Origin of the sequence: Streptomyces sp. NPDC048603 (assembly GCF_043199475.1) — a bacterium.
Classification (GTDB): domain Bacteria; phylum Actinomycetota; class Actinomycetes; order Streptomycetales; family Streptomycetaceae; genus Streptomyces.
Map to the genome: position 1 here is coordinate 112,491 of NZ_JBICVY010000009.1, position 22,570 is coordinate 135,060.

The 22,570-nt window shown below is 71.8% G+C and carries 22 protein-coding genes; 5 read left to right on the forward strand and 17 right to left on the reverse strand.

Features of this window, described 5'->3' with window-relative positions:
• Nucleotides 1–31: 31 nt before the first annotated feature.
• From ACGFQ9_RS23225 to ACGFQ9_RS23300, 16 genes are all read right to left on the reverse strand, one after another.
• A complete protein-coding gene (locus ACGFQ9_RS23225; protein ID WP_393576170.1) occupies nucleotides 32–997 on the reverse strand; it encodes a Gfo/Idh/MocA family protein in 966 nt (321 codons plus the stop codon).
• Entirely contained in the window at nucleotides 997–2,421 is a 1,425-nt protein-coding gene (locus tag ACGFQ9_RS23230) for an NDP-hexose 2,3-dehydratase family protein (protein WP_393576172.1), read from the reverse strand. Before ACGFQ9_RS23230 ends, ACGFQ9_RS23225 begins: the two co-directional genes overlap by 1 nt.
• Nucleotides 2,418–3,722, reverse strand: a complete 1,305-nt coding sequence (gene rfbH, locus ACGFQ9_RS23235) for a lipopolysaccharide biosynthesis protein RfbH (RefSeq protein WP_393576173.1) — start codon at nucleotides 3,720–3,722, stop codon at nucleotides 2,418–2,420. Before rfbH ends, ACGFQ9_RS23230 begins: the two co-directional genes overlap by 4 nt.
• Complete coding sequence (gene rfbB / locus ACGFQ9_RS23240; protein WP_393576174.1) at nucleotides 3,719–4,729, reverse strand: dTDP-glucose 4,6-dehydratase; 1,011 nt, start codon at nucleotides 4,727–4,729, stop codon at nucleotides 3,719–3,721. The genes rfbH and rfbB overlap by 4 nt, the downstream gene beginning before the upstream one ends.
• Nucleotides 4,726–5,106 carry an acyl-CoA carboxylase epsilon subunit gene (locus ACGFQ9_RS23245; RefSeq protein ID WP_393576175.1) on the reverse strand — a complete coding sequence of 127 codons (381 nt, stop codon included), beginning with the start codon at nucleotides 5,104–5,106 and terminating at the stop codon, nucleotides 4,726–4,728. Before ACGFQ9_RS23245 ends, rfbB begins: the two co-directional genes overlap by 4 nt.
• 54 nt (nucleotides 5,107–5,160) lie before the next feature.
• Nucleotides 5,161–6,723 carry an acyl-CoA carboxylase subunit beta gene (locus ACGFQ9_RS23250; RefSeq protein ID WP_393576177.1) on the reverse strand — a complete coding sequence of 521 codons (1,563 nt, stop codon included), beginning with the start codon at nucleotides 6,721–6,723 and terminating at the stop codon, nucleotides 5,161–5,163.
• Nucleotides 6,724–6,750: 27 nt separating this feature from the next.
• Nucleotides 6,751–7,704, reverse strand: a complete 954-nt coding sequence (locus tag ACGFQ9_RS23255) for an ACP S-malonyltransferase (protein WP_393576178.1) — start codon at nucleotides 7,702–7,704, stop codon at nucleotides 6,751–6,753.
• 27 nt (nucleotides 7,705–7,731) lie between these two features.
• Nucleotides 7,732–8,625: a 4'-phosphopantetheinyl transferase family protein gene (locus tag ACGFQ9_RS23260; RefSeq protein ID WP_393576179.1), complete on the reverse strand. Its 894-nt coding sequence runs from the start codon at nucleotides 8,623–8,625 to the stop codon at nucleotides 7,732–7,734.
• Nucleotides 8,622–9,008 (reverse strand): acyl carrier protein, encoded by a 387-nt coding sequence (locus ACGFQ9_RS23265; protein ID WP_393576180.1) that lies wholly within the window; start codon nucleotides 9,006–9,008, stop codon nucleotides 8,622–8,624. The genes ACGFQ9_RS23260 and ACGFQ9_RS23265 overlap by 4 nt, the downstream gene beginning before the upstream one ends.
• Before the next feature lie 117 nt (nucleotides 9,009–9,125).
• Nucleotides 9,126–10,352, reverse strand: coding sequence for a ketosynthase chain-length factor (locus ACGFQ9_RS23270; RefSeq protein ID WP_393576182.1), 1,227 nt, complete (start codon nucleotides 10,350–10,352; stop codon nucleotides 9,126–9,128).
• Nucleotides 10,349–11,686: a beta-ketoacyl-[acyl-carrier-protein] synthase family protein gene (locus ACGFQ9_RS23275; RefSeq protein WP_393576183.1), complete on the reverse strand. Its 1,338-nt coding sequence runs from the start codon at nucleotides 11,684–11,686 to the stop codon at nucleotides 10,349–10,351. Before ACGFQ9_RS23275 ends, ACGFQ9_RS23270 begins: the two co-directional genes overlap by 4 nt.
• Entirely contained in the window at nucleotides 11,683–12,012 is a 330-nt protein-coding gene (locus ACGFQ9_RS23280; RefSeq protein WP_393576184.1) for a TcmI family type II polyketide cyclase, read from the reverse strand. Before ACGFQ9_RS23280 ends, ACGFQ9_RS23275 begins: the two co-directional genes overlap by 4 nt.
• A gap of 53 nt (nucleotides 12,013–12,065) precedes the next feature.
• The gene (locus tag ACGFQ9_RS23285) at nucleotides 12,066–12,779 is read right to left on the reverse strand and encodes a TetR/AcrR family transcriptional regulator (protein ID WP_393576185.1); all 714 of its coding nucleotides are present in this window, start codon (nucleotides 12,777–12,779) and stop codon (nucleotides 12,066–12,068) included.
• Between the two features lie 202 nt (nucleotides 12,780–12,981).
• Nucleotides 12,982–13,866: a hypothetical protein gene (locus tag ACGFQ9_RS23290; RefSeq protein WP_393576186.1), complete on the reverse strand. Its 885-nt coding sequence runs from the start codon at nucleotides 13,864–13,866 to the stop codon at nucleotides 12,982–12,984.
• Between the two features lie 62 nt (nucleotides 13,867–13,928).
• Nucleotides 13,929–14,660, reverse strand: coding sequence for a response regulator transcription factor (locus ACGFQ9_RS23295; protein ID WP_393576187.1), 732 nt, complete (start codon nucleotides 14,658–14,660; stop codon nucleotides 13,929–13,931).
• A 276-nt stretch (nucleotides 14,661–14,936) separates the two neighbouring features.
• Nucleotides 14,937–15,866, reverse strand: coding sequence for a ScbA/BarX family gamma-butyrolactone biosynthesis protein (locus ACGFQ9_RS23300; protein ID WP_393576188.1), 930 nt, complete (start codon nucleotides 15,864–15,866; stop codon nucleotides 14,937–14,939).
• 321 nt (nucleotides 15,867–16,187) lie between these two features.
• Between ACGFQ9_RS23300 and ACGFQ9_RS23305 the strand changes: the two genes are divergently transcribed.
• The 5 genes from ACGFQ9_RS23305 to ACGFQ9_RS23325 all read left to right on the forward strand — a co-directional run bounded on the left by ACGFQ9_RS23305 (nucleotide 16,188) and on the right by ACGFQ9_RS23325 (nucleotide 21,563).
• Complete coding sequence (locus ACGFQ9_RS23305) at nucleotides 16,188–16,895, forward strand: ScbR family autoregulator-binding transcription factor (RefSeq protein WP_393576190.1); 708 nt, start codon at nucleotides 16,188–16,190, stop codon at nucleotides 16,893–16,895.
• Between the two features lie 749 nt (nucleotides 16,896–17,644).
• Nucleotides 17,645–18,754 carry a bifunctional DNA primase/polymerase gene (locus ACGFQ9_RS23310; RefSeq protein WP_393576192.1) on the forward strand — a complete coding sequence of 370 codons (1,110 nt, stop codon included), beginning with the start codon at nucleotides 17,645–17,647 and terminating at the stop codon, nucleotides 18,752–18,754.
• Nucleotides 18,751–20,463: a phage/plasmid primase, P4 family gene (locus tag ACGFQ9_RS23315; RefSeq protein ID WP_393576193.1), complete on the forward strand. Its 1,713-nt coding sequence runs from the start codon at nucleotides 18,751–18,753 to the stop codon at nucleotides 20,461–20,463. The genes ACGFQ9_RS23310 and ACGFQ9_RS23315 overlap by 4 nt, the downstream gene beginning before the upstream one ends.
• Nucleotides 20,460–20,861: a DUF6009 family protein gene (locus ACGFQ9_RS23320; protein ID WP_393576194.1), complete on the forward strand. Its 402-nt coding sequence runs from the start codon at nucleotides 20,460–20,462 to the stop codon at nucleotides 20,859–20,861. The genes ACGFQ9_RS23315 and ACGFQ9_RS23320 overlap by 4 nt, the downstream gene beginning before the upstream one ends.
• Nucleotides 20,862–21,056: 195 nt before the next feature.
• A complete protein-coding gene (locus ACGFQ9_RS23325; protein WP_393576196.1) occupies nucleotides 21,057–21,563 on the forward strand; it encodes a GNAT family N-acetyltransferase in 507 nt (168 codons plus the stop codon).
• Between the two features lie 226 nt (nucleotides 21,564–21,789).
• Here the strand turns inward: ACGFQ9_RS23325 and ACGFQ9_RS23330 are convergent, their stop codons facing one another.
• A complete protein-coding gene (locus tag ACGFQ9_RS23330; RefSeq protein ID WP_393576198.1) occupies nucleotides 21,790–22,317 on the reverse strand; it encodes a GNAT family N-acetyltransferase in 528 nt (175 codons plus the stop codon).
• Nucleotides 22,318–22,570 lie beyond the last annotated feature (253 nt).

The window sequence follows — 22,570 nt, forward strand, 5'->3', positions numbered from 1 at the left end:
CAGGACTGGTCAACTCGGTGGCCCACCCGCGTCATACGACCGCCGCGTGCCGCCGGATCCCGTGCAGCAGGTCCGCCTGCCGCAACACCTCCGGGTCCGTGGCGGCCCCGGTGCGCACCGCCGCCGCGAACGCGGAGACGGCACGGGCCACCTGGTCGTCTGCGGGGAGGATGAGCTCCTCGGTTCCGGTGCGGCGCTCCAGCAGGATCCGCGGAGGGTGGTCCGCGGGCGGGGTGAACGCCCGGTCGACGGTGACGCAGCCCTCGCTGCCCCGGATCTCGTACCGGGAGCGGTAGGCGTGGTCGAGGCCGAAGTCCAGCTGGGCGCCGACCCCGTCGCGGGTGTGCAGCAGGGCCGTGCCCGCGGTGTCCACGGCCCGGCCGGGCCCGCCGCGCCGGAGCACGGCACCGGCGATCTCCAGGGGGCCGCCCAGCAGGTGCAGGGCCGCCCGGACCGGATAGACGCCGGTGTCGAAGAGGGCGCCGCCGCCGAGCGCGGGGTCGTGGCGGATGTCGTCGTCGGGCAGCCGCGGGACGGTGAACGCGGCATGGAGGGAGCGGAGCTCCCCGATGGCACCGTCGGCCACCAGCTTGAGCACCTCGGCGTGCTGGGCGTGGTGGACGAACAGCACGTTCTCCATCAGGGCGAGCCCCGAGGACTCGGCCAGCGCCGCCAGGATCCGGGTGGCCACCGGGTCGGTGGTCAGCGGTTTCTCGGCGAGGACGTGCCGGCCCGCGCGCAGCGCGGCCTCCACCCACGGGGCGTGCAGCGCCGCCGGCAGCGGCACGTACACGGCGTCGACGTCGTCCCGCTCCAGGAGCGCCTCGTAGCCGGTGACGGCCCGGCAGCCGGCTTCCGCGGCGACGGTCCGGGCCTTGGCCCCGTCGCGGCTGGCGACCGCGACGAGTTCGGTGTCCGGGCAGGCCCGCAGGGCCGGCAGCATGCGGCGGCGGGCGAACTCGGCACAGCCGAGCACGCCGATGCGTACGGGGTCCATCAGAGGCGCACCGCGCCCGAGGTCAGGCAGGACAGCAGGGTGCGCGCCTGTACGTTGACGTAGTGGTTGTGCCGCAGCAGCCCGGTGAGCTGGTGCGGGGTCACCCACAGGTATCCGGGCGGGGCGTCCAGGGGCGCCTCCTCCTCGTCCGCCTCGACGAACAGGTAGCGGCTCTCCGCGTTCAGGAAGCGGCCGCCCTCCTCGGAGTGCAGGGCCTCGTAGCGGATCCGGGTCCGGTCGGCGCCCAGGACGAGGTCGAGGAACGGGGGCCGCTGGTCGGGCGGCAGGTGCCCGTAGTTCGGCGGGGTGTACTGGACGGTGGGCCCGAGCTCGACGGTGTCGGCGAACCCCGCCTCGACCCGGGCGTGGGCCAGGACGTGCGGCACTCCCCCGATCCGGCGGGTCAGGAAGGCGGTGACGCCGGTGCCCTTGGGCTCGAAGAGCGGCTGGGTCCAGCGGGCGACCTCGCGGCTGCCGGCCTGGACGGCGACGCCGACCACCCCGAAGTAGCGGTCGTCCTCGTGCTCGATGGCGGACTCGCCGCGCTTCCAGCCGGGGATCCCCTCCAGCGGCACCCGCTCCGCCACCACGTCGTGGCGGGAGCGCTCGGCGGTGAACCAGGACAGCAGCTCGGTGTCGGAGTGCAGGGCGGCCGCGTCCGGATCGGGGAGCGGCGCGCAGGCGAGGACCGTCCGCGCGTCCATGTTGATGACGTTGTCCTGCCGCAGCAGTTCGCCGATCTGGCCGAGGGTCAGCCAGCAGAAGTCCTCGTGCACGGGGACCTCGCCGACCGCCTCGACGATCATGTTGCGGTTGCTCTTGCGGTAGAACCACGAGCCGTGCTCGGACTGCAGGGAGTCGGCGAGCACCCGGCCCCGGCCGCGGTCGGTGAAGTACTCGATGTACCGCACGTCCGCGCCCTTGTGGGCCTTGGTGTAGTTGCTGCGGGTGGCCTGGACGGTCGGGGACAGCTGCAGCAGGTTGCGGTTGCCGGGCTCCATCTTGGCCTGCATCAGGAAGTGCAGGACGCCGTCGAACTCCTTGACGACGATGCCGAGGATGCCGACCTCGGGCTGCTTGATGATGGGCTGGTACCACTCCCGGAAGGGGCCCGAGGACGTGGAGACGCGCAGGCCCTCGACGGTGAAGAAGCGTCCGCTGCGGTGGACCAGGTTGCCCGTCGCCTCCTCGAAGGACCAGCCGTCGAGTTCGGCGAAGGGGATGCGGTCCACCCGGAAGCGGTGTGCCTCCCGGCGTCCGTCCAGCCAGTGGTGCACGTCCTCGGTCCGCAGGTGCGCGCCGCGGTCCGCGGCCGCCGACCGGGCGAGGCGGTGGGGCAGGTCGGCGTCCGCGCGCGGCCGGAGCCGCGCCTCGGTGTCCGTGGTGTCCGTGGTGCGGGTGGTGTGGGTGGCGTGCGTGGTCATGAGCGGGCCCCCACGAACTCCTTCACCGAGGAGACGATGTAGTCGATCATCTCGTCGGTCAGCGCCGGGTAGACGCCCACCCAGAAGGTCTGCTCGGTGACGATGTCGCTGTTGGTCAGATCGCCCACCACCCGGTGGTCGGTGCCGATGTACGCCGGGTGCCGGGTCAGGTTGCCGGCGAACAGCCGCCGGGTGCCGATCTTCCGGTCCTCCAGGAAGTCCACCAGCGCCGCCCGGGAGAAGGGCGCGTCGGGCAGCACGGTCAGCGCGAAGCCGAACCAGCTCGGGTCGCTGCGCGGGGTGGCCTCGGGCAGCAGCAGGTGCGGGACCCCCTCCAGGCCCTCGCGGAGCCGGCTCCAGTTGCGGCGGCGGGCCGCGCAGAACTCGTCGATCTTGTCCAGCTGGGTCAGGCCGAGGGCCGCCTGGATGTCGGTCGCCTTCAGGTTGTAGCCCACGTGCGAGAAGATGTACTTGTGGTCGTAGCCCTCGGGGAGGGTGCCCATCTGGTACTTGAAGCGCTTGAGGCACTTGTTGGTCTCGCCCGGCTCGCACCAGCAGTCCCGGCCCCAGTCGCGCAGCGACTCCACGATCCGGGCCAGCGCCAGGTTCGAGGTCAGCACGCAGCCGCCCTCGCCCATCGTCAGGTGGTGGGCGGGGTAGAAGCTGACCGTGGCCATGTCGCCGAAGGTGCCGGTGAGCTTGCCGTCGTAGAGGGAGCCGACCGCGTCGCAGTTGTCCTCGACGAGGAACAGGTCGTGCTCCTCGGCGAGCTGCGCTATCTCGGCGACCTCGAACGGGTTGCCCAGCGCGTGGGCGATCATGATGGCGCGGGTCTTCGGCCCGATGGCCTGCGCGACCCGGTCGGCGGTGGTGTTGTACGTACCGAGCTCGACGTCGACGAAGACCGGCACCAGCCCGTTCTGGATGATCGGGTTGACCGTGGTGGGGAAGCCCGCGGCCACCGTGATGACCTCGTCGCCGGGCCGAAGCCGCCGGTCCTCCAGCGTGTGCGAGGTGAAGGCGGTCATGGCCAGCAGGTTCGCGGAGGAACCGGAGTTGGTCAGGTGCGCCTTCCGGTGGCCCATCCGCCGGGCGAACCGGGACTCGAACCGGCGGGAGCTCGGCCCGGCGGCGATCCGCATCTCCAGCGCCGCCTCCACGATGGCGGTGCGGTCGGCCTCGTCGAGCACCGCGCCGGCGGGCCAGATCTCCGTGGTGCCCGGCACGAACGGCCGGGCGTCCTGGACGTCCTGGTGGAACTTCGCCGTCGCATCGAGGACCAGTCCCTTGTGGACACTCATGACGCGTTTCCTTCCGTGTGCTGCGGGCGGGACTCCTCGGTGCCGTGCTTCACGGCCTTCCACCAACCCGGGTTGTCCCGGTACCAGGCGACCGTGCCGGCGAGGCCCTGCTCGAACGGGATGCGGGGGGCGTACCCGAGCTCCTCGCGGATCTTGGTCTCGTCCAGGGCGTAGCGCAGGTCGTGGCCCTTGCGGTCGGCCACCCGGCGGACCATGGACGCGTCGGCGCCGGTCAGTTCGAGCAGCCGCTCGGTGATGTGCCGGTTGGTCTGCTCGTTGCCGCCGCCGATGTTGTAGATCTCGCCGGGCCGGCCGCCCGCCAGCACCAGGGCGATGGCCCGGCAGTGGTCGTCGACGTGCAGCCACTCGCGGACGTTGCGGCCGTCCCCGTACAGCGGGACCGTCCGCCCCTCCAGCAGGTTGGTGGTGAACAGCGGGATCAGCTTCTCCGGGTGCTGGTACGGCCCGTAGTTGTTGGAGCAGCGGGTGATCGACACGTTCAGGCCGTGGGTGCGCCAGTAGGCGCGGGCGATCAGGTCGGAGGCCGCCTTGGAGGCCGCGTACGGGGAGTTGGGCAGCAGCGGCCACTCCTCCGTCCAGGCCCCCTCGGCGATGGACCCGTACACCTCGTCGGTGGAGACGTGCACGATCCGGCCCACACCGGTGGCGAGGCAGGCGTCCAGCAGGGTCTGGGTGCCGCCGACGTTGGTCGCGACGAACTCGGCCGCCGAGTCGACCGAGCGGTCGACGTGGGACTCCGCGGCGAAGTGCACCACGGCGTCGTGTCCCGGCAGCAGCCCGCGCAGCAGCTCCGCGTCGCAGATGTCGCCCCGGACGAACTCCAGGCGCGGGTGGGAGGCCGGCAGGTTGTCGCGGTTGCCGGCGTAGGTGAGCTTGTCGAGCACGGTGACGCGGCTCTGCTCGTGGCCCTCGTACCCGCCGTCGAGGAGCGTACGGACGAAGTGGGAGCCGATGAACCCGGCCCCGCCGGTGACCAGCAGTCTCATGCCGTCACCTCGTCCTGCGCCAGACGTTCGGCCAGCTGCTTCATGGGGATTCTCCTCGTACGGTCGTGCCGGTAGGGGTGGGAAGGGAGCGGACGGCCCGGAGGCGGGGGCGCGCTGCGCCAGCTGCTCGGGCCGGGGGGCCTGCCGGTGCGCTCGGGCCGGCGCCAGCCGGCCGCGGCGGGACGGCGGACCGCCGCCCCGGGGTCGCCCGCGGAGGTGCCGTCGGGCGCGTCGTGCGGTGCGCTCTCGAAGGCCGCTGCCCGGGCCAGCAGGACGGCGGTCAGCGCGGCCAGTTCCTCGGCGTCGGGCCGGCCGCGGACCACCCGGATCAGGACGGGCGGGGCGGGCGGGGGCGGGGCGGGCTCGGATGCTGCCACGGGATGCTCCTCGTCGTCGCTCGTGCGGGGCTCGGGCCGGGATGGACCCGGGCCTCACTGCGGGGGGTTGCCGTGCTTGCGGGAGGGCAGGTCGGCGTGCTTGGCGCGCAGCATCCGCAGCGACCCGATGAGCACGGAGCGGGTGTCGGCCGGGTCGATCACGTCGTCGATCAGGCCGCGCTCGGCCGCGTAGTACGGGTGCATCAGCTCGGCCTTGTACTCGGCGATGCGCTCGGCACGGACGGCCTCGGGGTCGTCGGCGGCGTTGATCTCGCGCCGGAACACCACGTTCGCCGCACCCTCCGCGCCCATCACGGCGATCTCGTTGGTGGGCCAGGCGAAGGAGAGGTCGGCGCCGATCGACCGGGAGTCCATGACGATGTACGCGCCGCCGTACGCCTTGCGCAGCACCAGCGAGATCCGCGGCACGGTCGCGTTGCAGTACGCGTACAGCAGTTTCGCCCCGCGCCGGATGATGCCGTTGTGCTCCTGGTCCACGCCCGGCAGGAAGCCGGGTACGTCCACCAGAGTCACCAGCGGGATGTTGAAGGCGTCGCAGAACTGGACGAACCGCGCGCCCTTCTCCGAGGCCTCGATGTCCAGTACCCCGGCCATCGCAGCGGGGTTGTTGGCGACGATGCCGACGGTCTGCCCGTCGAGCCGGGCCAGGGAGCAGACCAGGTTCGGCGCCCACGCCGGGTGCACCTCGAAGTGGTCGCCGTCGTCGACGACCTCCTCGATCACCGCCCGGATGTCGTACGCCCGTCCCGCCTCGGCCGGCACCAGGTCCAGCAGGGACTCGTTGCGCCGCCCGGCCGGATCGCCGGAGAGCTCGGCCGGTGCGAGCTCGCGGTTGTTGGCCGGCAGCAGGGACAGCAGGTGGCGTACGTCCTCGATGCAGTGCTCCTCGTCGTCGTACGCGAAGTGCGCCACGCCGGAGGCCGAGGCGTGCACGTCGGCTCCGCCGAGCCCGTTCTGGGAGATCTCCTCGCCGGTGACCGCGCGCACCACGTCCGGGCCGGTGATGAACATCTGCGAGGTGTCCCGCACCATGAAGACGAAGTCGGTCAGCGCCGGGGAGTACGCGGCCCCGCCGGCGCACGGGCCGAGCATCACGGAGATCTGCGGGATCACTCCGGAGGCGCGGGTGTTGCGGCGGAAGATGCCCCCGTACCCGGCCAGCGCGGTGACGCCCTCCTGGATCCGGGCGCCCGCGCCGTCGTTGAGCGACACCAGTGGGGCACCGGAGTTCTCCGCCAGGTCCATGATCTTGTGGATCTTCTCGGCGTGCGCCTCGCCGAGCGCCCCGCCGAAGATCCGGAAGTCGTGCGCGTAGACGAAGACGGTCCGGCCGTGGACGGTGCCCCAGCCGGTGACGACGCCGTCACCGTTCGGCCGCTTCGCCTCCAGGCCGAAGCCGGTGGCCCGGTGTCTGCGCAGCGGCTCGACCTCGTGGAACGATCCCTTGTCCAGCAGCAGCAGGATGCGCTCGTGCGCGGTGAGCTTGCCCTTCGCATGCTGGCGCTCGGTGGCGGCCTGGTCGCCGTCCCGCGCCGACTCCTTGATCCGGTGCAGCTCCTCGACGCGGTGGTGGATGGTGTCCGGTGGGGTGGGCATGTGTCGTGCACTCTCCGTGGGTCGGGATCAGACGGCTGTGGCGGCGAGGGAGTTCACGGCCTCCGCGCGGTGTGCGGACGTATGGGTGGCATGGACCTTCACGCCGGGCACGATGCGGCGGACCAGCTGGCCGAGCACCTGGCCGGGGCCGACCTCCACGAAGTGCCGGCTGCCGGATGCGGCCAGCACCTGCACGGTCTCCGTCCACCGCACCTCGCTGGTGAGCTGGCTGCGGAGGGCGACCACGGCCTCCGCGGCGGTGGTGATCCGGCCGCCGGTGACGCTGGAGACCAGCGGGACGCGCGGGTTGCGGAAGTCGGTGGCGATCAGGGCCTCGGTGAACTCGGCCTCGATGCCGCGCAGCAGGCTGGAATGGAACGGGCCTCCGGTCTTCAGGTCGGTCACCCTCAGCGCCCCGGCGGCCCGGGCCGCCTGCGCCACGTGCGCGACCGCCGCGGCCTGGCCCGAGACCACCGTCTGGCGGGGCTCGTTGTCCCCGGCCACCTCCACGGTCCGGCCGGTGATCGCGGTGGCCTGCGCGCACATCCGGACCAGCCGGGCGCGGTCGAGGCCGATCACGGCGGCCGTGGCGAAGGGGATCCGGTCGCCGACGGTGGCGACGAGCTCGCCGCGCAGCCGGACCAGCCACAGTGCCTCGGTCCAGTCCAGTACCCCGGCGGCGACCAGAGCGGTGTACTCGCCGAGGCTGTGTCCGGCCACCGCGTCGGGCTCCACGCCCTCGCTGCGCAGCCATTCGAGGGTGACCAGGCTCGTCAGGAAGACCGCGGGCTGCATCACCGCGGGATCGGCGAGGTCCTCGGCCGAGCCCTCGCAGCAGAGCCGGGACAGGGGGATGCCGAGGAGGTCGTCGGCGGTGCGGTAGTAGGCGGGCACCAGGTCCGGCCGCAGGGCGGCCGGTCCCCTGCCCATGCCGGGGCGCTGGGAGCCCTGGCCCGGGAAGACGAAGGCGGTGCGGATCATCCGGTCTTGTCCTTTCGTCACGTCACGTCAGGGGCGGGGCGGGGCAGGGACAGGAGGAGCAGGGGCAGGGGCAGGGGCAGGGGCAGGGGCAGGGGCAGAGGCAGGAGCAGGAGCAGGAGCAGCGGCGAACACGGCGTCGCCCGCCCCGGGACCGGACGTCAGCCAGGCGTCGGGGACCCAGCGGACGTCGACGGATTCCGGGGCGGGGCCGCGCACGGCGGCCGCGGCGGCATGGGTCGGTGCGCAGGGCAGGCCGACCATGGTCCAGTTCTCGGGGTGACGGGCCGCGTCGGTGCCGAGGTAGTCCTCGGAGGGCGGCCGGCTCAGGCCGGTGCCCAGGCCCTTGAGGTAGGCCTCCTTGCGGGTCCAGATCCGGCCGAACAGCTGGCGCCGGTCCTCCCCCGCCCCGGTGGCGGCCAGTTCGGCCTGCTCGCCGGGGTGCAGTGCCTTCGAGCAGATGTCGACGGTCTCCGCGCCGGGGAGCTTCTCCACGTCCACCCCCAACGGCTCGGTGGCCACGCCCACCAGGGCGATGCCGCCGCTGTGGGAGAGGGAGAAGTGCAGCGGCGGGGGCGGCGGGGCCACGGCCGGACGGCCGTGCGACTCCCCGCAGCCGGGGCAGGGCTCGCGCATGAACAGCACGTCCTGCGGCGCCTTCGCGGTGTAGCGGGCCACGATGCGGCGCAGCGCCACGTGGGCGGCGGCGTAGAGCAGCCCGTCGGAGGGGCGGATGAACGCGTCGGCGCGCTCGCGTTCCCGGTCGTCGAGCTCCTCCCGGGCGAGGTTCTCGGCGGCTTCGCCGGTCGGCCGGCGGATCAGCCACATGTCGGCCCGGCCCGGGGCCAGGGTGAAGGTCGGCGGTGCCAGGTGCTCGTGGTTGACCACGGTGGGGGCCTGGGGCAGCAGTGCGGTCGTGCTCATGCGGGCACCGGAGCCCCTCGGCGGTGGTCCGCGGCGTCCGGCCCGAACTGCCCGGCCAGGCAGTCGATGAGCTCCTGGGCGCTGTTGGCCAGCAGCAGCCGCTGCAGGTTCAGGTCGACGCCCAGCCTCCCCTCCATGCGGTACTGGAGTTCGATGCCGGAGATCGAGCCGATGCCGAGGCAGCCCATCGGGCGGCCCGTGGTGTCGACCTCGTCCGGGAGGATGCCGAGGACCCGGCCCAGCTCCTCCCGGACGTACTGCTCCAGGATGCGGGTGCGTTCGGCGGGGCCGACGGAGTTCAGCACGCCGAGGTCGGGCACGTGGATCTCCACCACCGCGCCCGTCTCGGTCTCGTACGTCTGTGACATCACAGGTGTGGTCATGAGGTCTTCCTCGTCCAGGGGAATCCGCTGCGGAGGGGGCTGCCCGGAAAGCCGGACGCGCCGCTGCCCCGGAGTGCGGACAGCGGCGCGCGGGGCTCCGGCCGGGAGCCGGAGGGGTCAGTCGTCGAGGGAGCGCAGCACCAGGGCGGAGTTGAAGCCGCCACGGCCGCGCGCCAGCACCAGGGCGGTCCGCACCGAGGCGGTCCGCGGCCGCCCGGCGACCAGGTCGAGCTCGTACTCGGGGGCCGGTTGTTCCACGTTCGCGGTGGGTGGGATCAGTCCTTCGCGCATCGCCAGGAGCGCGGTGACCACGTCCACCGGCGCGGCCCCCGAACAGAGCCGTCCGATCGTCGTCTTGGGCACGGTCACCGGCACCCCGCGCGGACCGAACACCGCGTGGACGGCCTCGGCCTCCGCGCGGTCGAGTTCGGGGGTCCCGGCCCCGTCGGCGAAGACCACGTCCACCTCGGCCCGGTCGCAGGCGGCGTCGGCGAGGGCCAGCTCGATGGCGCGGCGGAGGCCCGGCTCGCGCCCGCTGCCCGGCTCCGGGTCCGTCGTCGAGGCGTGGCCGGCGATCTCCCCGTACACCGTCGGGGCATCGCGGGACCAGGCGCTCTCCTCGTCCTCGAGGATCATGAGCGCGCCTCCCTCCCCCGGCACGTGGCCCCGGGCGCCGGCGTCGAACGGCCGGTACGCCCGGTCCGGGTCGTCACCGGTGGACAGCAGGCCGGTGGCCTGCCGGGCCGCCCGCGCCCACGGGCTGAGGAAGGCGTCGAAACCACCGGTGGCGACCAGCCGGCTGCCCTTGCGGATCTGCCGACGGGCGTGGGCGATGGCGTCGAGTCCGCCCGCCTCGTCGCCGACGAGCACTCCGGTGGGGCCGCGCAGGTCGTGGCGGATGGCGATCTGGCCGCTGTTCACGGCGTGGAACACGGCGAAGGAGTGGTACGCGCTGACGTACTTGCGCCCCTGGTCCCACAGCTTGCCGAGCCCGTTCTCGCCGAACTCGAAGCCGCCGGCACCGGCGGCGGTGACCACGCCCGCCTCGTACCCGTCCAGGTCACCGGGCCGTACGCGGGCGTCCGCGAACGCGCGGTCGGCGGTGGCCAGGGCCAGCTGGGTCATCCGGTCGGTCTGCGGGACCAGCGTGCCCGGCAGGTGGTCCCGGGGCTCGAAGCCGTGGATCTCGCCGGCCAGCGGGACCTGACCGTCCGGGGCCTCGAAGCGGGTGACCGGCCCGATGGCGTTCTTGCCGATCCGGACCGCCGCCCAGAAGTCCTCCACGCCGAGGCCGTGGGGCGTGGCCACACCGATGCCGGTCACCAGGGTCCTGGACGTCGTCATAGCGTGCTCCTGTCGGGGCGGGCCAGCACCATCGCGCTCTGGAAGCCACCGAACCCGCTGCCGACGGTCAGGACCGTGTCGGTGCGGTGCTCGCGCGCGACGAGCGGGACGTAGTCGAGGTCGCACTCCGGGTCCGGGGTGCGCAGGTTCGCGGTGGGCGGTACGACGTGGTGCTCCATCGCCAGCACGGAGGCCGCGATCTCGATGGAGCCGATCGCGCCGAGCGAGTGCCCCACCATCGACTTGATGGAACTCACCGGGGTGCGGTAGGCGTGCTCGCCGAGGGCGAGCTTCAGCGCGGCCGTCTCGTGCCGGTCGTTCTGCCTGGTCCCCGACCCGTGGGCGTTGACGTAGTCCACCGATTCCGGGTTCAGGCCGGCTCCGTCGAGGGCGACGCGTACGGCCTCGGCCAGTTCCCGTCCCTCGGGCCGCAGGCCGGTCATGTGGAAGGCGCTGCAGCGGGAGGCGTACCCGGCGATCTCGGCATAGATCCGGGCGCCGCGCCTGCGGGCGGCCGCCAGCTCCTCCACCACGAACACGGCCGCTCCCTCGCCGAGGACGAACCCGGCCCGGGTCGCGTCGAAGGGGCGGGAGGCGGTCTCCGCCTCGTCGTTGAGGGAGGTGGTCGCCCTGATCGCGTCGAAGGCGGCCAGGGTGATCGGCGAGATGGGGGCGTCCGTGGCGCCGGTGACCATCACGTCGGCGGCGCCCTCGCGGATCAGGTCCACGGCGTGGCCGACCGCGTCGAGTCCGGCGGTGCACCCGGTGGACACCAGCGCCGACGGGCCCTCGGCTCCCACCGCGCGGGCCACCTCGGCGGAGAAGGAACTCGGCACCAGGAAGTCGTACAGGCGGCCGGGCGCGGACCGGTCGGGCGCGGACCCGTCGGGCGACGGGCCCGGCACCTGGCCGGGCACCGTGCAGGGCACCGGGCCGGACGTCCGGCCGCCGTCGCGGGCCGCCCGGTACTCCGCGTCGAGTCCGCTGGCCGCGCCGGCCGCGGTGCCGATGCTGACGCCCGTACGGTGCGGGTCCAGGTCCGCCGGCCCGAGGCCGCTGTCGGCCAGCGCCGCGCGTGCCGCGACCACGCCGAACTGCGCGGCGCGGTCCATCCGCCCGGTCTCCCCCGGGGTCAGCCCGTGCAGCAGCGGGTCGAAGTCGACCTCGGCGGCCACCCGCGAACGGAACGGGGAGGGGTCGAAGAGGGTGATGCCGCGCGTCGCCGTACGGCCTTCGCTGAGCAGGCTCCAGAACCGCTCGGTTCCCGTGCCGCCCGGCGCCAGCACCCCGACTCCCGTGATCACTGCCCGGCGGGCCGGGAGCGGTGTCCTCACGACGAGGCCGACCAGTCGTAGAAGCAGGTGGCCATCGCGTCGGCCGGCCGCCGCCAGGTGGCCGGGTCGAGCGGCTGGATGAACGGCTGCAGGTCGTAGCAGATCTTCATGAACCGCGGGTCCTCGCGGGAGGCCTCGATCCGCTCGCCGCCGTCGTCCTGGGCGAAGTCCTGCAGGTGGAAGTACAGCCCCCGGTACGAGAACAGCCTGCGCCGCAGGGTGCCCATGTGGTGCGGCATGCCGGTCTGGTCGAACTCGCCGAACAACTTGGCGACTTCGGCGGTCGAACTGATGTCCATCCGCGCCACGATCAGGTTGCTGTGCATCTTCTCCACTCTCTTTCCGCGTGCGTTCTCTGCGCGTTCCGCGGCTGGGCGGTTCAGCGGGACGTGTGCCTGCCGTACAGGCGGATGAAGTCGGCGACACCGTCGGCGATCAGGGCATGGGTCTCCTCGGGGCCGAGCGGCACCGCCCCGTGGAAGGAGCGCTGCACCACCCCCGAGGGAACGAGCAGGATGAACCGGTCGGCGGCCTGGTCGGCGTCGGGGATGCCGAGCAGCCCCTGGTCGGCGACGTGCCGGAGGCGGCGGGCCAGTGCGCCGCGGGCCTGTCTCGGCCCGGCCGACTGCCACTTCTCGGCGGCCTGCGCGGGCAGGCTGGTGATCTCCGCGCTGAGGTGCCGGACGATGGCGAAGTGCTCGCGGAAGGCGGTCAGCGGCGTCAGCCAGGCGTGGCCGAGGGCGATGAGCTCGGATTCGAGGTCGGCGGTATCGGTGAGGTCGCCTACGTCGCCGAGGTGCTCCTCGGCGATGGCGGTGAGCGCCGCCGCCACGAAGGCCGAGCTCTCCATCAGGACGGCCAGCAGCAGCTGTTCCTTGTCCTGGAAGCAGCGTTCGACGGAGTCGACGGGGACTCCGGCCTCGGCCGCGACCGCCTCCACGGTGGTACGGGTCCAGCCCCGGCGGGCGAACAGGGTGCGGGCCGCCCGCGCGATGACCCGGCGCTCCTCCGCGGAGGCGGCGCGGACGCCCGCCCTGTCCGCCCTGTCCGCCCGGTGCGCCTGATGTGCATGGTGTGCATGCGTGGTCGGCATGTGCCCTCCGTGGCCGGGGAACCGGTCGGTCCACGCGGCCTGCGGAGACACTGCACCGGATCTTGTTCTCAAGGTTCTTCGACCGCGGACGCCCGGGCAATGGAGCAGATTTCAGGACTTGGTCAGGTTCCACAAGCAGACGTCGGCTGCGTCGGATCACCGCCAAGCGGATGTCAGGAACGGGTCAACCGCGGGGCGGTGGTCAGCGTTTGGCGGCCCGGCGGCCGAAGGACTCCCGGACGTCGTTCTCGCTGTAGTACGTACGCCCCGCGCGGCTCTTGCGGCGCCAGCGCTCCTCACTGGCGAGCCGGTAGACCGTGCCGACCGGCGCCTGCCACAGCTGCGCGATACCGGCGGCGCTCAGCCAGCGCTCGGTGGCGGGGGCGGGGGCGGGGCGGCCGGTGCCGTCGGTGCCGTCCTCGTCGGCTCCCGGCGGGGCCTGCACCGGGACGGAGTCCATGACCAGGCTGAGTTCGCTCCAGCGCCGGCTGTCCCAGTGGTGTTCGGCGTCGGCGTCGCACTGGATCCCCGGGCTGACCGCCCGGGTGTGCGTACGGAAGGCGAGTTCGAGCGTGCCCGTACAGCCGGCCTCCGGGCAGGAGCCCAGGCGGATCCTGCGGGTGGGGTCGGGGAACGCCACCCGGCGTCCCTGCCGGACCAGGCGGGCGACCTCCTCGGAGGCCTCGGGCGCCGCGGTGTGCGCGAGGAGCCACTGGGAGTGGCGCAGCAGGAACGCGGTGAGCCGCGGGACGGTGCGCGGGGGCGGGGTGACCCCGCGTGCCTGCGCGACGAGCCCGCTCCACGAGCCGAGGGTGGAGAGCATCCGCGCGCGGACCTCGGCCGCCTCCCCGTTGAAGGGGAGGCCCGGCAGCACGCCGCCGGTGGTCTTCTCGCGCAGGGTGTCGGGCCGGGCGCCGCCGAGCACGGTCCCGCACTCCTCGTAGAGGTGGGCGAGTTCGCCCAGTCCCGCCGTGAGGCGGCCCTGGCAGGACCGGCACAGCCGGGAGCCGACTGCGGTCCGGCGGCGCGCCCGTCCGCCGGCGTCGTCGCGCCGGCATCCTTCCCCCTGGCACAGCTTCGTCGTCATTGTTCTGCTTCCCCCTCGCAGACCTGTGGTGACCGTCCGGCGCGCCCGTGCGGGCGGCGGGATCAGCCCTGGCCCAAACGGAATCCGACGCCGCGGATCGTGATGATCCATTCCGCGCCGATCTTGTTGCGGAGCGTGCTGACATGCGTGTCGACCGTCCGCCGGGACCAGGAGTCGCCCCAGACCTGCTGCATGAGCATCTTGCGGGGAATGACCGTCCCCGGATGCGACGCGAGGAGGTAGAGCATGTCGAACTCCTTGCGGGTGGTCTCGACGGCCCGGCCGTCGAGGCTCACCTCGCGGGTGCCGGCGTCGATCCGCAGCGGCCCGCAGGTGATGGTGGAGGCGACCGGAGCGGCCGGCCGGGCCCGCCGCATCACCGCCTCCATACGGGCCATCAACTCGCGGAAGCCGTAGGGCTTGGCCAGGTAGTCGTCCGCACCGGCCTGGAGACCCAGGACCCGGTCGAGTTCGGTGCCTCGGGCGGTCACGGCGATCAGCGGGGTGTCGCCGGCCGTGCGTATCCGGCGGCAGACCTCCAGCCCGTCGAGGTCGGGGAGTTCGAGGTCGAGGAGGACGAGGTCCGCGTCGGGGAAGGCCCGCAGGGCCTCGCCGCCGGTGCCGACGATGTCGACCTCGTGCCCGTGTCGGCGGAGCCCCCGGGCGAGCGTCTCCGCGTCACTGGAGCTGTTCTCCACGAGGAGGATCCGCCAGGTTGCGGTGGCCGATGGAACCAGTCCGCCCTGCGGCGAGGCTGTCTGAGGCTCCAGCACAGCGGTCGAACGCTGGTTCATCTGTCCCCCTACTCATCGGGCTCGGGTCTCATGACCTAACGTGCCAACGTCACAGAATATATAAACCGCGCCGTCGGTTTGTCAAAGAGTGACCAATGGCCGGAAGCGGTCCGTAATTGGGCCGACAATCAGCCCAATTACGGACATCAAAGGGCATGACATCTCTGGAATCGTCTACAAAAACAGTCCGAACGGTCTCTCTTGGGGAGGCTGCGCCCTGGTGGGCGTGTCAGGCAGACGGCAACGTCCGTACGGAGACGGCGGAGAAGGGCGACGTCAGGACGACAGCGGCGTCGTGAACGTGCAGCGGAACAGCTCGGCGCCACCCTGGTGACCGGTGACCTGCAGGGTTTCCGTTCCCCGCGCCCCGGTCGGGACGGGTATGGCTTCCACGAGGCAGGGGCTGTCGAACTCGGCGTACTGGTGGAAGACGATGCTTCCGCGCGCCGGCAGGAACGGAGCGGGTGCGACCGCCGCGGCGGCGGCCTGGCGGGCCGCCTCGAAGAGCAGCATGCCCGGGATGTGATCGGCCGGGCGCTGGAAGAGAGTGGTGTGCCCGGTGTCCGGGCGGAGCTCCCACAGTCCGTCCACCGGAGTCGGGGAGAGGAGGACGTCCTCGGTACGGGACCGTCCCACGAGGGACGCGTCCGCGGCGGGGGCCTGCGGGCGGTAGGTGACCGGTGTGACACGGCCGCCGCGCAGCCTGCGGTAGACACCGGGGCTGATGAGGCGGGCCTGGCCGCCTCCGGTGGCGACGGTCCGGCCGTCGCGGCGGACCACCCAGCCGACGGTCAGATGTGACAGATTCCGGCCGCGATAGGTCAGATCGGAGAACGTGATCTCCAGGTCGGCCAGGTCCTCGGTGCCACTCACCCCGAACCCTTCCGGGTGGTACACGTACGCGAGCTCGGTGAGCAGGAAGTGGTGGTCGAGCGGGATGCCGTATCCCGCGTGGAGGACCGCCATCGTCGACTGCCGCATGGTTTCCACGATCAGCAGCGGATCGTGCACGCCCCCGTGGAGGGGAGCGAAGAAGGGGTGGCTCGGCGGCCAGCCCGCACGGACGAGGAAACGGTCCTTCGCCAGCTCGGTCCAGCCGATCGCGAACGCGTCCTCCGCCCGGACTCGGTGGCAGAGCTCGAAGGGAGCGGGATTCAGCTCGGTGGTGTCGGGTCGTAAGTAATCGATGACTGCAGCGCTGTGCATGTCCCCCCCCAGGGGTGATCGAATCGGTCGCCCTCGGGCAGTAAAGATACAGACGCCCCGGTTTTTTGTCATGGGGTCTTTCGGCGCCCGGAATATGCGGATGAACTGGTGCAAGAGCGGCGAACGAACGTGGGATCGGCGGGCCGGCCGCCCCGGACCGGACCCAAAACAGGGCGCTTAAGTGCAACGGAAGTCAGGGTTCCTGCAGGGGGCATGCAGCCCGGGGGATGGCAAACGTTCGGCCAATCGGCCAACCTGACACCAGAACCATACCAACGGCGCGGTTTAATAATGGGTAAAGATCTCACACAGGAGCTCTCCGTGACCAAACAGGAACGGGCCGCGCGCACCCGCCACGCGCTGGTCAAGTCGGCAGCGGCGGCGTTCGGCGCGTGCGGATACGCCGAGGCCACGCTGAACATGATCAGTGCCGGAGCGGGGGTGAGCGCCGGTGCGCTGCACTTCCACTTCGAGAACAAGGCGGCCGTGGGCCTGGCCGTCGAAGGGGCCGCCGCCCGGGCCCTGCGGGGGTTGGCCGCCGACGTCTACGCGGCGCGGAAGTCCGGCCTGCAGGCGCTGACGGACACCTCGTACGCGCTGGCCCAGGCACTGAGGACGGACCAGGTGGTGCGGGCCGGCTTCCGGCTCGGCCGCGAGGCCGCCTTCGAAACCTCCTGCGACCTGCGCGGGGAGTGGCGCCGGCACGTCGGACTGCTGCTCGCCGAGGCCGCCGAGGAGGGGACCCTGCTGCCGGGGGTGAGCCTGCGGGACGCGGTCGCCGTGGTGGTGGCCGCGACCACCGGACTGGAGGTGCTGGGCCGGGACGATCCCGAGTGGATCTCCCACCGCTCCCTGACGGGGTTCTGGCGGGTGGTCCTGCCCTGCCTGGCGGCCCCGGAGGCGCTGGACGTCCTGGGGGCGGGGGCGGGGCCGCCAGGGCCGGGTCCGGGTCCGGGCATCGGGTGGAGCCGCGACTCCCTGAGCCGGGCGGGCCGACGGGGGTGCGGACTGCCTCATCCCTCACCCTGAGGAGTTGAAAAACAGACCAGACGGTTTGATATGCTGGTTTATGTCACCTCGCGTCAGGCGGGACCGTGAGTCGCTTCAGTCGCTCCACGGACGCCTGGCGGGAGGGGCTCCGGTCGGCAGCGACTGAAGGAAAAGCGACCCAGCCGGTTCGGTCGCTGCTTCAGTCGCTGGGTATTCCTGCAGGTCAGACGGGGTACAGGGGCCAGGCAGCGACTCAAGCGACTCAAGTTCCGGTATATGAAGACATTCGCGTGCGCGCATTCGTGTCATAGATAGGAGCCTTCAGTCGCTTCAGTCGCTGTTTGATCTTTTCTACCGGCTCTGACCTGCGCTTTTTCCACAGCGACTGAAGCAGCGACCGAAAGTCCTCGGTCGCTTTCCGCAGGACGTTCCGTCGCTGCTCGGTCGCTACCGGTCGCTGCACCCTGCTCCTGGCAGGAAGAAGGGGGTGGGGTGCGGCGGGCGGGCGGGGACGCCCCGGCACAGGCCCACTTCCCTGCGGGACTTCCCGTCAAGACCGCCGTCACCCGTTCGCCACGCCGGTCCGGTCCGTCCGCTTTGGCACGTCGTCCGCTAGGGTGTGACGGCCCCATAGTTGAGTTTGAGTCGCTTCGGTCGCTGTTGGAGTTGGACATGCCCTCTGAGCTGCAGGTTTCGTGCAGCGACTCATGGGCCGTTCCCGACTCGTGGACCGTCTCCGTCGCTGTCGCGGGGTTCCTCTCCCTTGCCGCCGACCGGCGGGTGGCCATATGACGGCCGTCTCCGCCACTCCCGCCCCGCAGGCCGTGGCCCGCTGGTGCGCCGAGCAGGGCTGGCCGGTGCATCCGCTCGCGCCGATGCTCAAGACCCCGCCCAAGAACTGCGTGCTGTGCCGCGCCGACGGTCACCGCGCCGCGGGATGCCCGTGCATCCCGGTCGGGCGCTGGTGCCACGGCTTCCACGCGGCCACCACCGACCCGGCGCGCATCGATACCTGGTGGGGGCCCAATCCGGGCTTCGGCGTCGGGGTGGCCACCGGCCCGGCCGGCCTCGTGGTCATCGACGTGGACGCGCACGGCGGCGAAGTCCCGCCCAGGGACCGGATCCTGCCGGGCATCGGCATCGCCGACTCCGTGGACCTGACGGGTCTTGCCAACGGCTTCCACACCCTCGGCGTGCTGGCGGCACTGCGCGGAGCCCCCAACCCGGCGGCGGACGAGAACACCCTGCGGGTCCGGACCCCGTCCGGCGGACTGCACCTGTGGTACCGGGCCGGTACGGGGCGCACCTGGCTGTGCTCCACCGGGTCCAGCCGCGGCCGGGCCCTGGCCTGGCAGGTCGACGTACGGGGCGAGGGTGGGTACATCGTCGCGCCCGGCACGGTGACCGAGGCCGGCAGGTACGAGGCCGTCGGCCCCTGCCGGACCCCCGGAGAGCTCCCGGACTGGCTGGCCGGGGAGTTGATCCGTACGGGGCACCTGGCGCCCGCAGAGCCCCCGCCAGGAACCTCCCAGGCGGCGGGACGGTCCTCTGCGGCCGCCTCCCGGCCCGTGACGCCCTCCCGTGCCCGGCAGGCCGTCCAGGCAGCCGGAGGAGGCCGGGAGCGGGCTGTCGTCGTCCTGAGCACCGTCCTGGCCGAAGTCGCGGAGTGCGGACGGCAGTCCGCGGGAGCCGGTTTCTCGGAGAAGCTCAACCGGGCCGCGTACACGGTGGGCGGACTGGTCGCCGCCGGGCACCTGGGGGCCGCCGAGGGCGAGCGCGCCCTGCAGGACGTCGCCGACCACGTACGCCCGGGCCAGCAGGCGCGGGCCCGGCAGATCATCGCTGGCGGCATGACGGCGGGTCAGAGCAGGCCCCTGTACACCGGAGGCCGCCGATGACGCAGCCTCCGTTCGACTTCGAGGGGTTCGACACCTTCGACGGTTTCGAGGGGTTCAAAAGCCGCGACGGTTTCGAGAACCGCGACGGTTTCGGCGACCGGGCGGGCACGGTGCCGGGGCCCGGTACCGGTCCGGCCGTGAGTCCGGCGGCGAGTCCGCCAGCCGGTCCGGCCGCGGGTCCGGCACCCGCCGCTCCCCCGGGCCCGGGGACCTTCCCGCAGGGGGACTTCGACCCGGTGGCCGTCGCCCGGCAGATCCTCGCGGCCGGACCCTCACCGCTGCCCGCTCAGCCCCAGCCGGGCGGCTTCCCCCAGGCGACCGTCGACGGGCTGCTCCCGGACAGCCTCACGGACCGCGGCAACGCCAAGTTGTTCGTCCGCCTCTACGGACGGGATTACCGGCACGTGCCGGGCCTCGGCTGGTACAAGTGGGCCGGGCACCGCTGGGAGCTCGACGAGGACGACACCGTCGTCTGGGCGGCCGGCGAGATGGCCGAGCAGCTGTCGGTGCACGACCCGAGCGGCGAGTACACCACCACCAGCCTGCGCCAGCACCGCCGCCGGGCACTCTCCACGGCCGGCATGAAGGCCATGCTGCTGCAGGCCAAGTCGGCACCCGGCATGGTCCTCAACGCCACCCAGCTGGACGCCGACCCGTACGCGCTCTGCACTCCGCGCGGGGTGGTGGACCTCCGTACCGGTCTGATGAGCGCACCGGACCCGGGGAAGCACTACCACTCGCGGGCCACCTCGGTCGCGCCCGAGCCCATCCCGATCCGGCGGTGGGAGTCGTTCCTCCGGGACACCTTCGGCGAGGACGCCGAAGGCGCGGAGATGATCAGCTTCCTGCACCTGCTGCTCGGGTACTCCATCACCGGCGACGTCGGCGCGCAGATCATGCCCTTCCTGTACGGCCTGGGCAAGAACGGCAAGTCCGTCCTCCTCGACGTCATGGTGAAGCTGCTGGGCGACTACGCCGACGCGGCCCCGCCCGGCTTCCTGATGGCCAAGCCCTTCGAGGGGCACCCGACCGACCTCGCCGAACTGCACGGCCGGCGGGTCATCGTCTGCTCCGAGCTCAAGCCGGGCGACCGTTTCGACGAGGCGCGGGTCAAGCTGCTCACGGGTGGCGACCGGATCAAGGCCCGCCGGATGCGGCAGGACTTCTTCTCCTTCGACCCGACGCACAAGCTGTGGCTGCTGGGCAACCACCGGCCCGAGGTGGGTACCGGAGGCTTCGCCTTCTGGCGGAGAATGCGGCTGATTCCGTTCGAACGGGTGGTCCCGGACCACCGGAAGGTCGACAATCTGGCCGATGCGCTGGTACAGGAGGAGGGGCCGGGAATTCTCGCCTGGCTGATCGACGGCGCCCGCCGTTACCTGGGCGGCGAGAAGGACCTGACCGGACCGGGGAGGGTACGCATCGCGACGACCGCGTACGCGGAGACCGAGGATCACATGGGCCGTTTCATCGGCGAGGCGTGCGCCCTCGGGCCCGAACTGCGCGCGGAACAAAGCCGTATGTACCAGGCGTACCGCCAGTGGTGCATCGACGAGGGGGCGAACCCCGTGACCTCCCGCGCATTCGCGGCCCGGGTCCGGGAAACAGTGGGCATGACCAGCCCGAAGCAGATGCTGACGTCCAATCAGCGCAAGTACTACCCCGGGATCGGCCTGCTGGCCGACGAGGGTGAGGAGGATGTCCGGTGAGCGCCCTCATCGAGCCCCAGCAGATCGCTCACGAATCGGAAATCATCTGGCTGGAACCGATCGAAGAGCTGGACTACGTGCGCCAGTCCCTCGACCGGCTCCAGAGCCGCCGCGGCCGTCCGCCGTACCACCGGGACGGCAGGATGGTCGGCTACGCCACCCTCTCCTCCACGGCCAAGGCGTCCCGGGTCTCCGGCACGTTCCTGCGCCGCGTCTTCTGGCTGCTCCCCCACGACCGGGACCAGCAGCCCGCCGGCAGTTACGCCTCCAGCTCCCCGTCGGAGGCGATCGACCCGCGGACGCTGGCGCCGGGTGTGACGGGCCACAAGACCCAGCGCTCGGCCGGCCCCCCGTCCCCGGCGATGCGCGAACTCGGAATAACGCTCCCGGAACACTGACCCGCCCGTACCGCTCCCACCGCCCCACCGCCCCACGGCTCCCGCCCCGCCCCGGACGAGTCACCCCGAGCCAACCCCGAGCGCAGGGCCGCGCTCGGCACGCTGGCGGCCCCGAGCAGACATCCCGGCCGCCGCCCGGCGGCGACGCAGCCGGAAACCTCCCCGGCCACAGCACGAGCCCTGGACAATGGGGCCATGCGCATTCGAGAGGTCCGGATCGAAGAACTGCCCTTGCTCCAGGACATCGAGAGAGCGGCCGGACGGTGCTTCCGCGACGTCGACATGCCCGAGATCGCAGACGACGATCCGCTGCCGCTCGATGAACTCGCCCGGTACCAGCGGGCGGGGCTGGCCTGGGTGGCGGTCGACGAGGACGATGCTCCCGTGGCCTATCTCATCGCGGACCATGTTGACGGCCACCTGCACATCGAACAGGTGTCGGTGCACCCTGACAACGCACGCAGGGGCATCGGGCGGTCGCTGCTGGATCACCTCGCCGAGCGAGCGGCAGCCCACGGCGTTCTCACCCTGACCCTCACGACGTTCGCCGACGTGCCGTGGAACGCTCCCTACTACGCGCGCTGCGGCTTCCAGCTGCTCGACGACGACATGCTCGGCCCGGGTCTGCGGGACATCCGTGCCCAGGAAGCGGCCCATGGCCTGGACAGATGGCCGCGGGTGTTCATGCACCGAGCCGTGTGAACGGGCCGTGCAACCCGACTTCGGCGAAGTAGGAGGCCGCCGTCTCGTCGAGGTTCGCCGGTGATGTCGAGGCGTTCTCGGCCATGCTGCGGTTCCTTCGCTGATTGAGGCGATGAGTCCAGCATGCGCCCTGGGCAGAGGCAGTGGCTTGAACGCTCGTGCGGGACAGAGGGGAGCTGACGTCTTCCGGATCCCGTTCTTCAAAACCGGGTTTTGAAGAACGGGCTCAGTTCCAGTCGGCGTCCACGTAGCCGAGCCGGCGGTTCATCGCGATGGCGGTGGTGTTGCCCGGGTGGTGGACGGTGCGGATCGTGTTCACCCGGCAGAGGTGGGCGAAGCCCATGCCGTACGTCTTCATCGCGAGGGAGATGCCGCGGCCGCGGTAGTCGCGGCGGACGCCGGTCATCTCGACGAAGACGAAGCCTTCCGAGCGCCGGTCCGAGGACATCGACAGGCCGCACCACATGTCCCCGTCAATGGCGATCACCACACCACGCGGGTCAAACGAGGGCGTCTCGATCCGCTGGGCCAGATACTCGTCGAACGTGTAGAAGGCGCCGCGGCCCGGTATGTCGGCGGAGCACTCCTTGTTCAGCTCGTAGACCGCCCGGCGGTTCGCCGCCGTATCGCCCAGATCTGCCAGTGTGGTGAACCGGATCCCCGCCTCCCGGCAGCGCTCCGCGTACGTCGCGAAGCGCGAGGCATCAAAGGTCTTCACGTCGAGTTCCAGCTTTACCCACGTGTGGTCCGGCACTTCGTACTCCCTCCCGGTCCGTCCCCACGGACGGCACCCACCGGTTCAGCCTCGCATGACCATGATCACCAAAACCCGGGTTTGAAGCCCGTGGGGAGGGATGGGGTGAAACCGGTGTGCCGTTCGCCGGACATACGGACGTTTTGCAAGATCATCAAAACCGGGTTTTGAACTCCGGTGTGGATTCGGTGGTGTGAGATTCCGGCAAAAGCTCTTGACGTGCAATGCTGTCCCGGTCCGCTAGTACCGGCCC

Coding starts and splice junctions, on each gene's coding strand:
- ACGFQ9_RS23255 (WP_393576178.1), bottom strand. CDS start 7,704: ATGATCCGCACCGCCTTCGTCTTCCCGGGCCAGGGCTCCCAGCGCCCC.
- ACGFQ9_RS23270 (WP_393576182.1), bottom strand. CDS start 10,352: ATGACGACGTCCAGGACCCTGGTGACCGGCATCGGTGTGGCCACGCCC.
- ACGFQ9_RS23295 (WP_393576187.1), bottom strand. CDS start 14,660: ATGAACCAGCGTTCGACCGCTGTGCTGGAGCCTCAGACAGCCTCGCCG.
- ACGFQ9_RS23225 (WP_393576170.1), bottom strand. CDS start 997: ATGGACCCCGTACGCATCGGCGTGCTCGGCTGTGCCGAGTTCGCCCGC.
- ACGFQ9_RS23315 (WP_393576193.1), top strand. CDS start 18,751: ATGACGCAGCCTCCGTTCGACTTCGAGGGGTTCGACACCTTCGACGGT.
- ACGFQ9_RS23250 (WP_393576177.1), bottom strand. CDS start 6,723: ATGCCCACCCCACCGGACACCATCCACCACCGCGTCGAGGAGCTGCAC.
- ACGFQ9_RS23300 (WP_393576188.1), bottom strand. CDS start 15,866: ATGCACAGCGCTGCAGTCATCGATTACTTACGACCCGACACCACCGAG.
- rfbB (WP_393576174.1), bottom strand. CDS start 4,729: ATGAGACTGCTGGTCACCGGCGGGGCCGGGTTCATCGGCTCCCACTTC.
- ACGFQ9_RS23280 (WP_393576184.1), bottom strand. CDS start 12,012: ATGCACAGCAACCTGATCGTGGCGCGGATGGACATCAGTTCGACCGCC.
- rfbH (WP_393576173.1), bottom strand. CDS start 3,722: ATGAGTGTCCACAAGGGACTGGTCCTCGATGCGACGGCGAAGTTCCAC.
- ACGFQ9_RS23265 (WP_393576180.1), bottom strand. CDS start 9,008: ATGACCACACCTGTGATGTCACAGACGTACGAGACCGAGACGGGCGCG.
- ACGFQ9_RS23285 (WP_393576185.1), bottom strand. CDS start 12,779: ATGCCGACCACGCATGCACACCATGCACATCAGGCGCACCGGGCGGAC.
- ACGFQ9_RS23230 (WP_393576172.1), bottom strand. CDS start 2,421: ATGACCACGCACGCCACCCACACCACCCGCACCACGGACACCACGGAC.
- ACGFQ9_RS23290 (WP_393576186.1), bottom strand. CDS start 13,866: ATGACGACGAAGCTGTGCCAGGGGGAAGGATGCCGGCGCGACGACGCC.
- ACGFQ9_RS23310 (WP_393576192.1), top strand. CDS start 17,645: ATGACGGCCGTCTCCGCCACTCCCGCCCCGCAGGCCGTGGCCCGCTGG.
- ACGFQ9_RS23325 (WP_393576196.1), top strand. CDS start 21,057: ATGCGCATTCGAGAGGTCCGGATCGAAGAACTGCCCTTGCTCCAGGAC.
- ACGFQ9_RS23260 (WP_393576179.1), bottom strand. CDS start 8,625: ATGAGCACGACCGCACTGCTGCCCCAGGCCCCCACCGTGGTCAACCAC.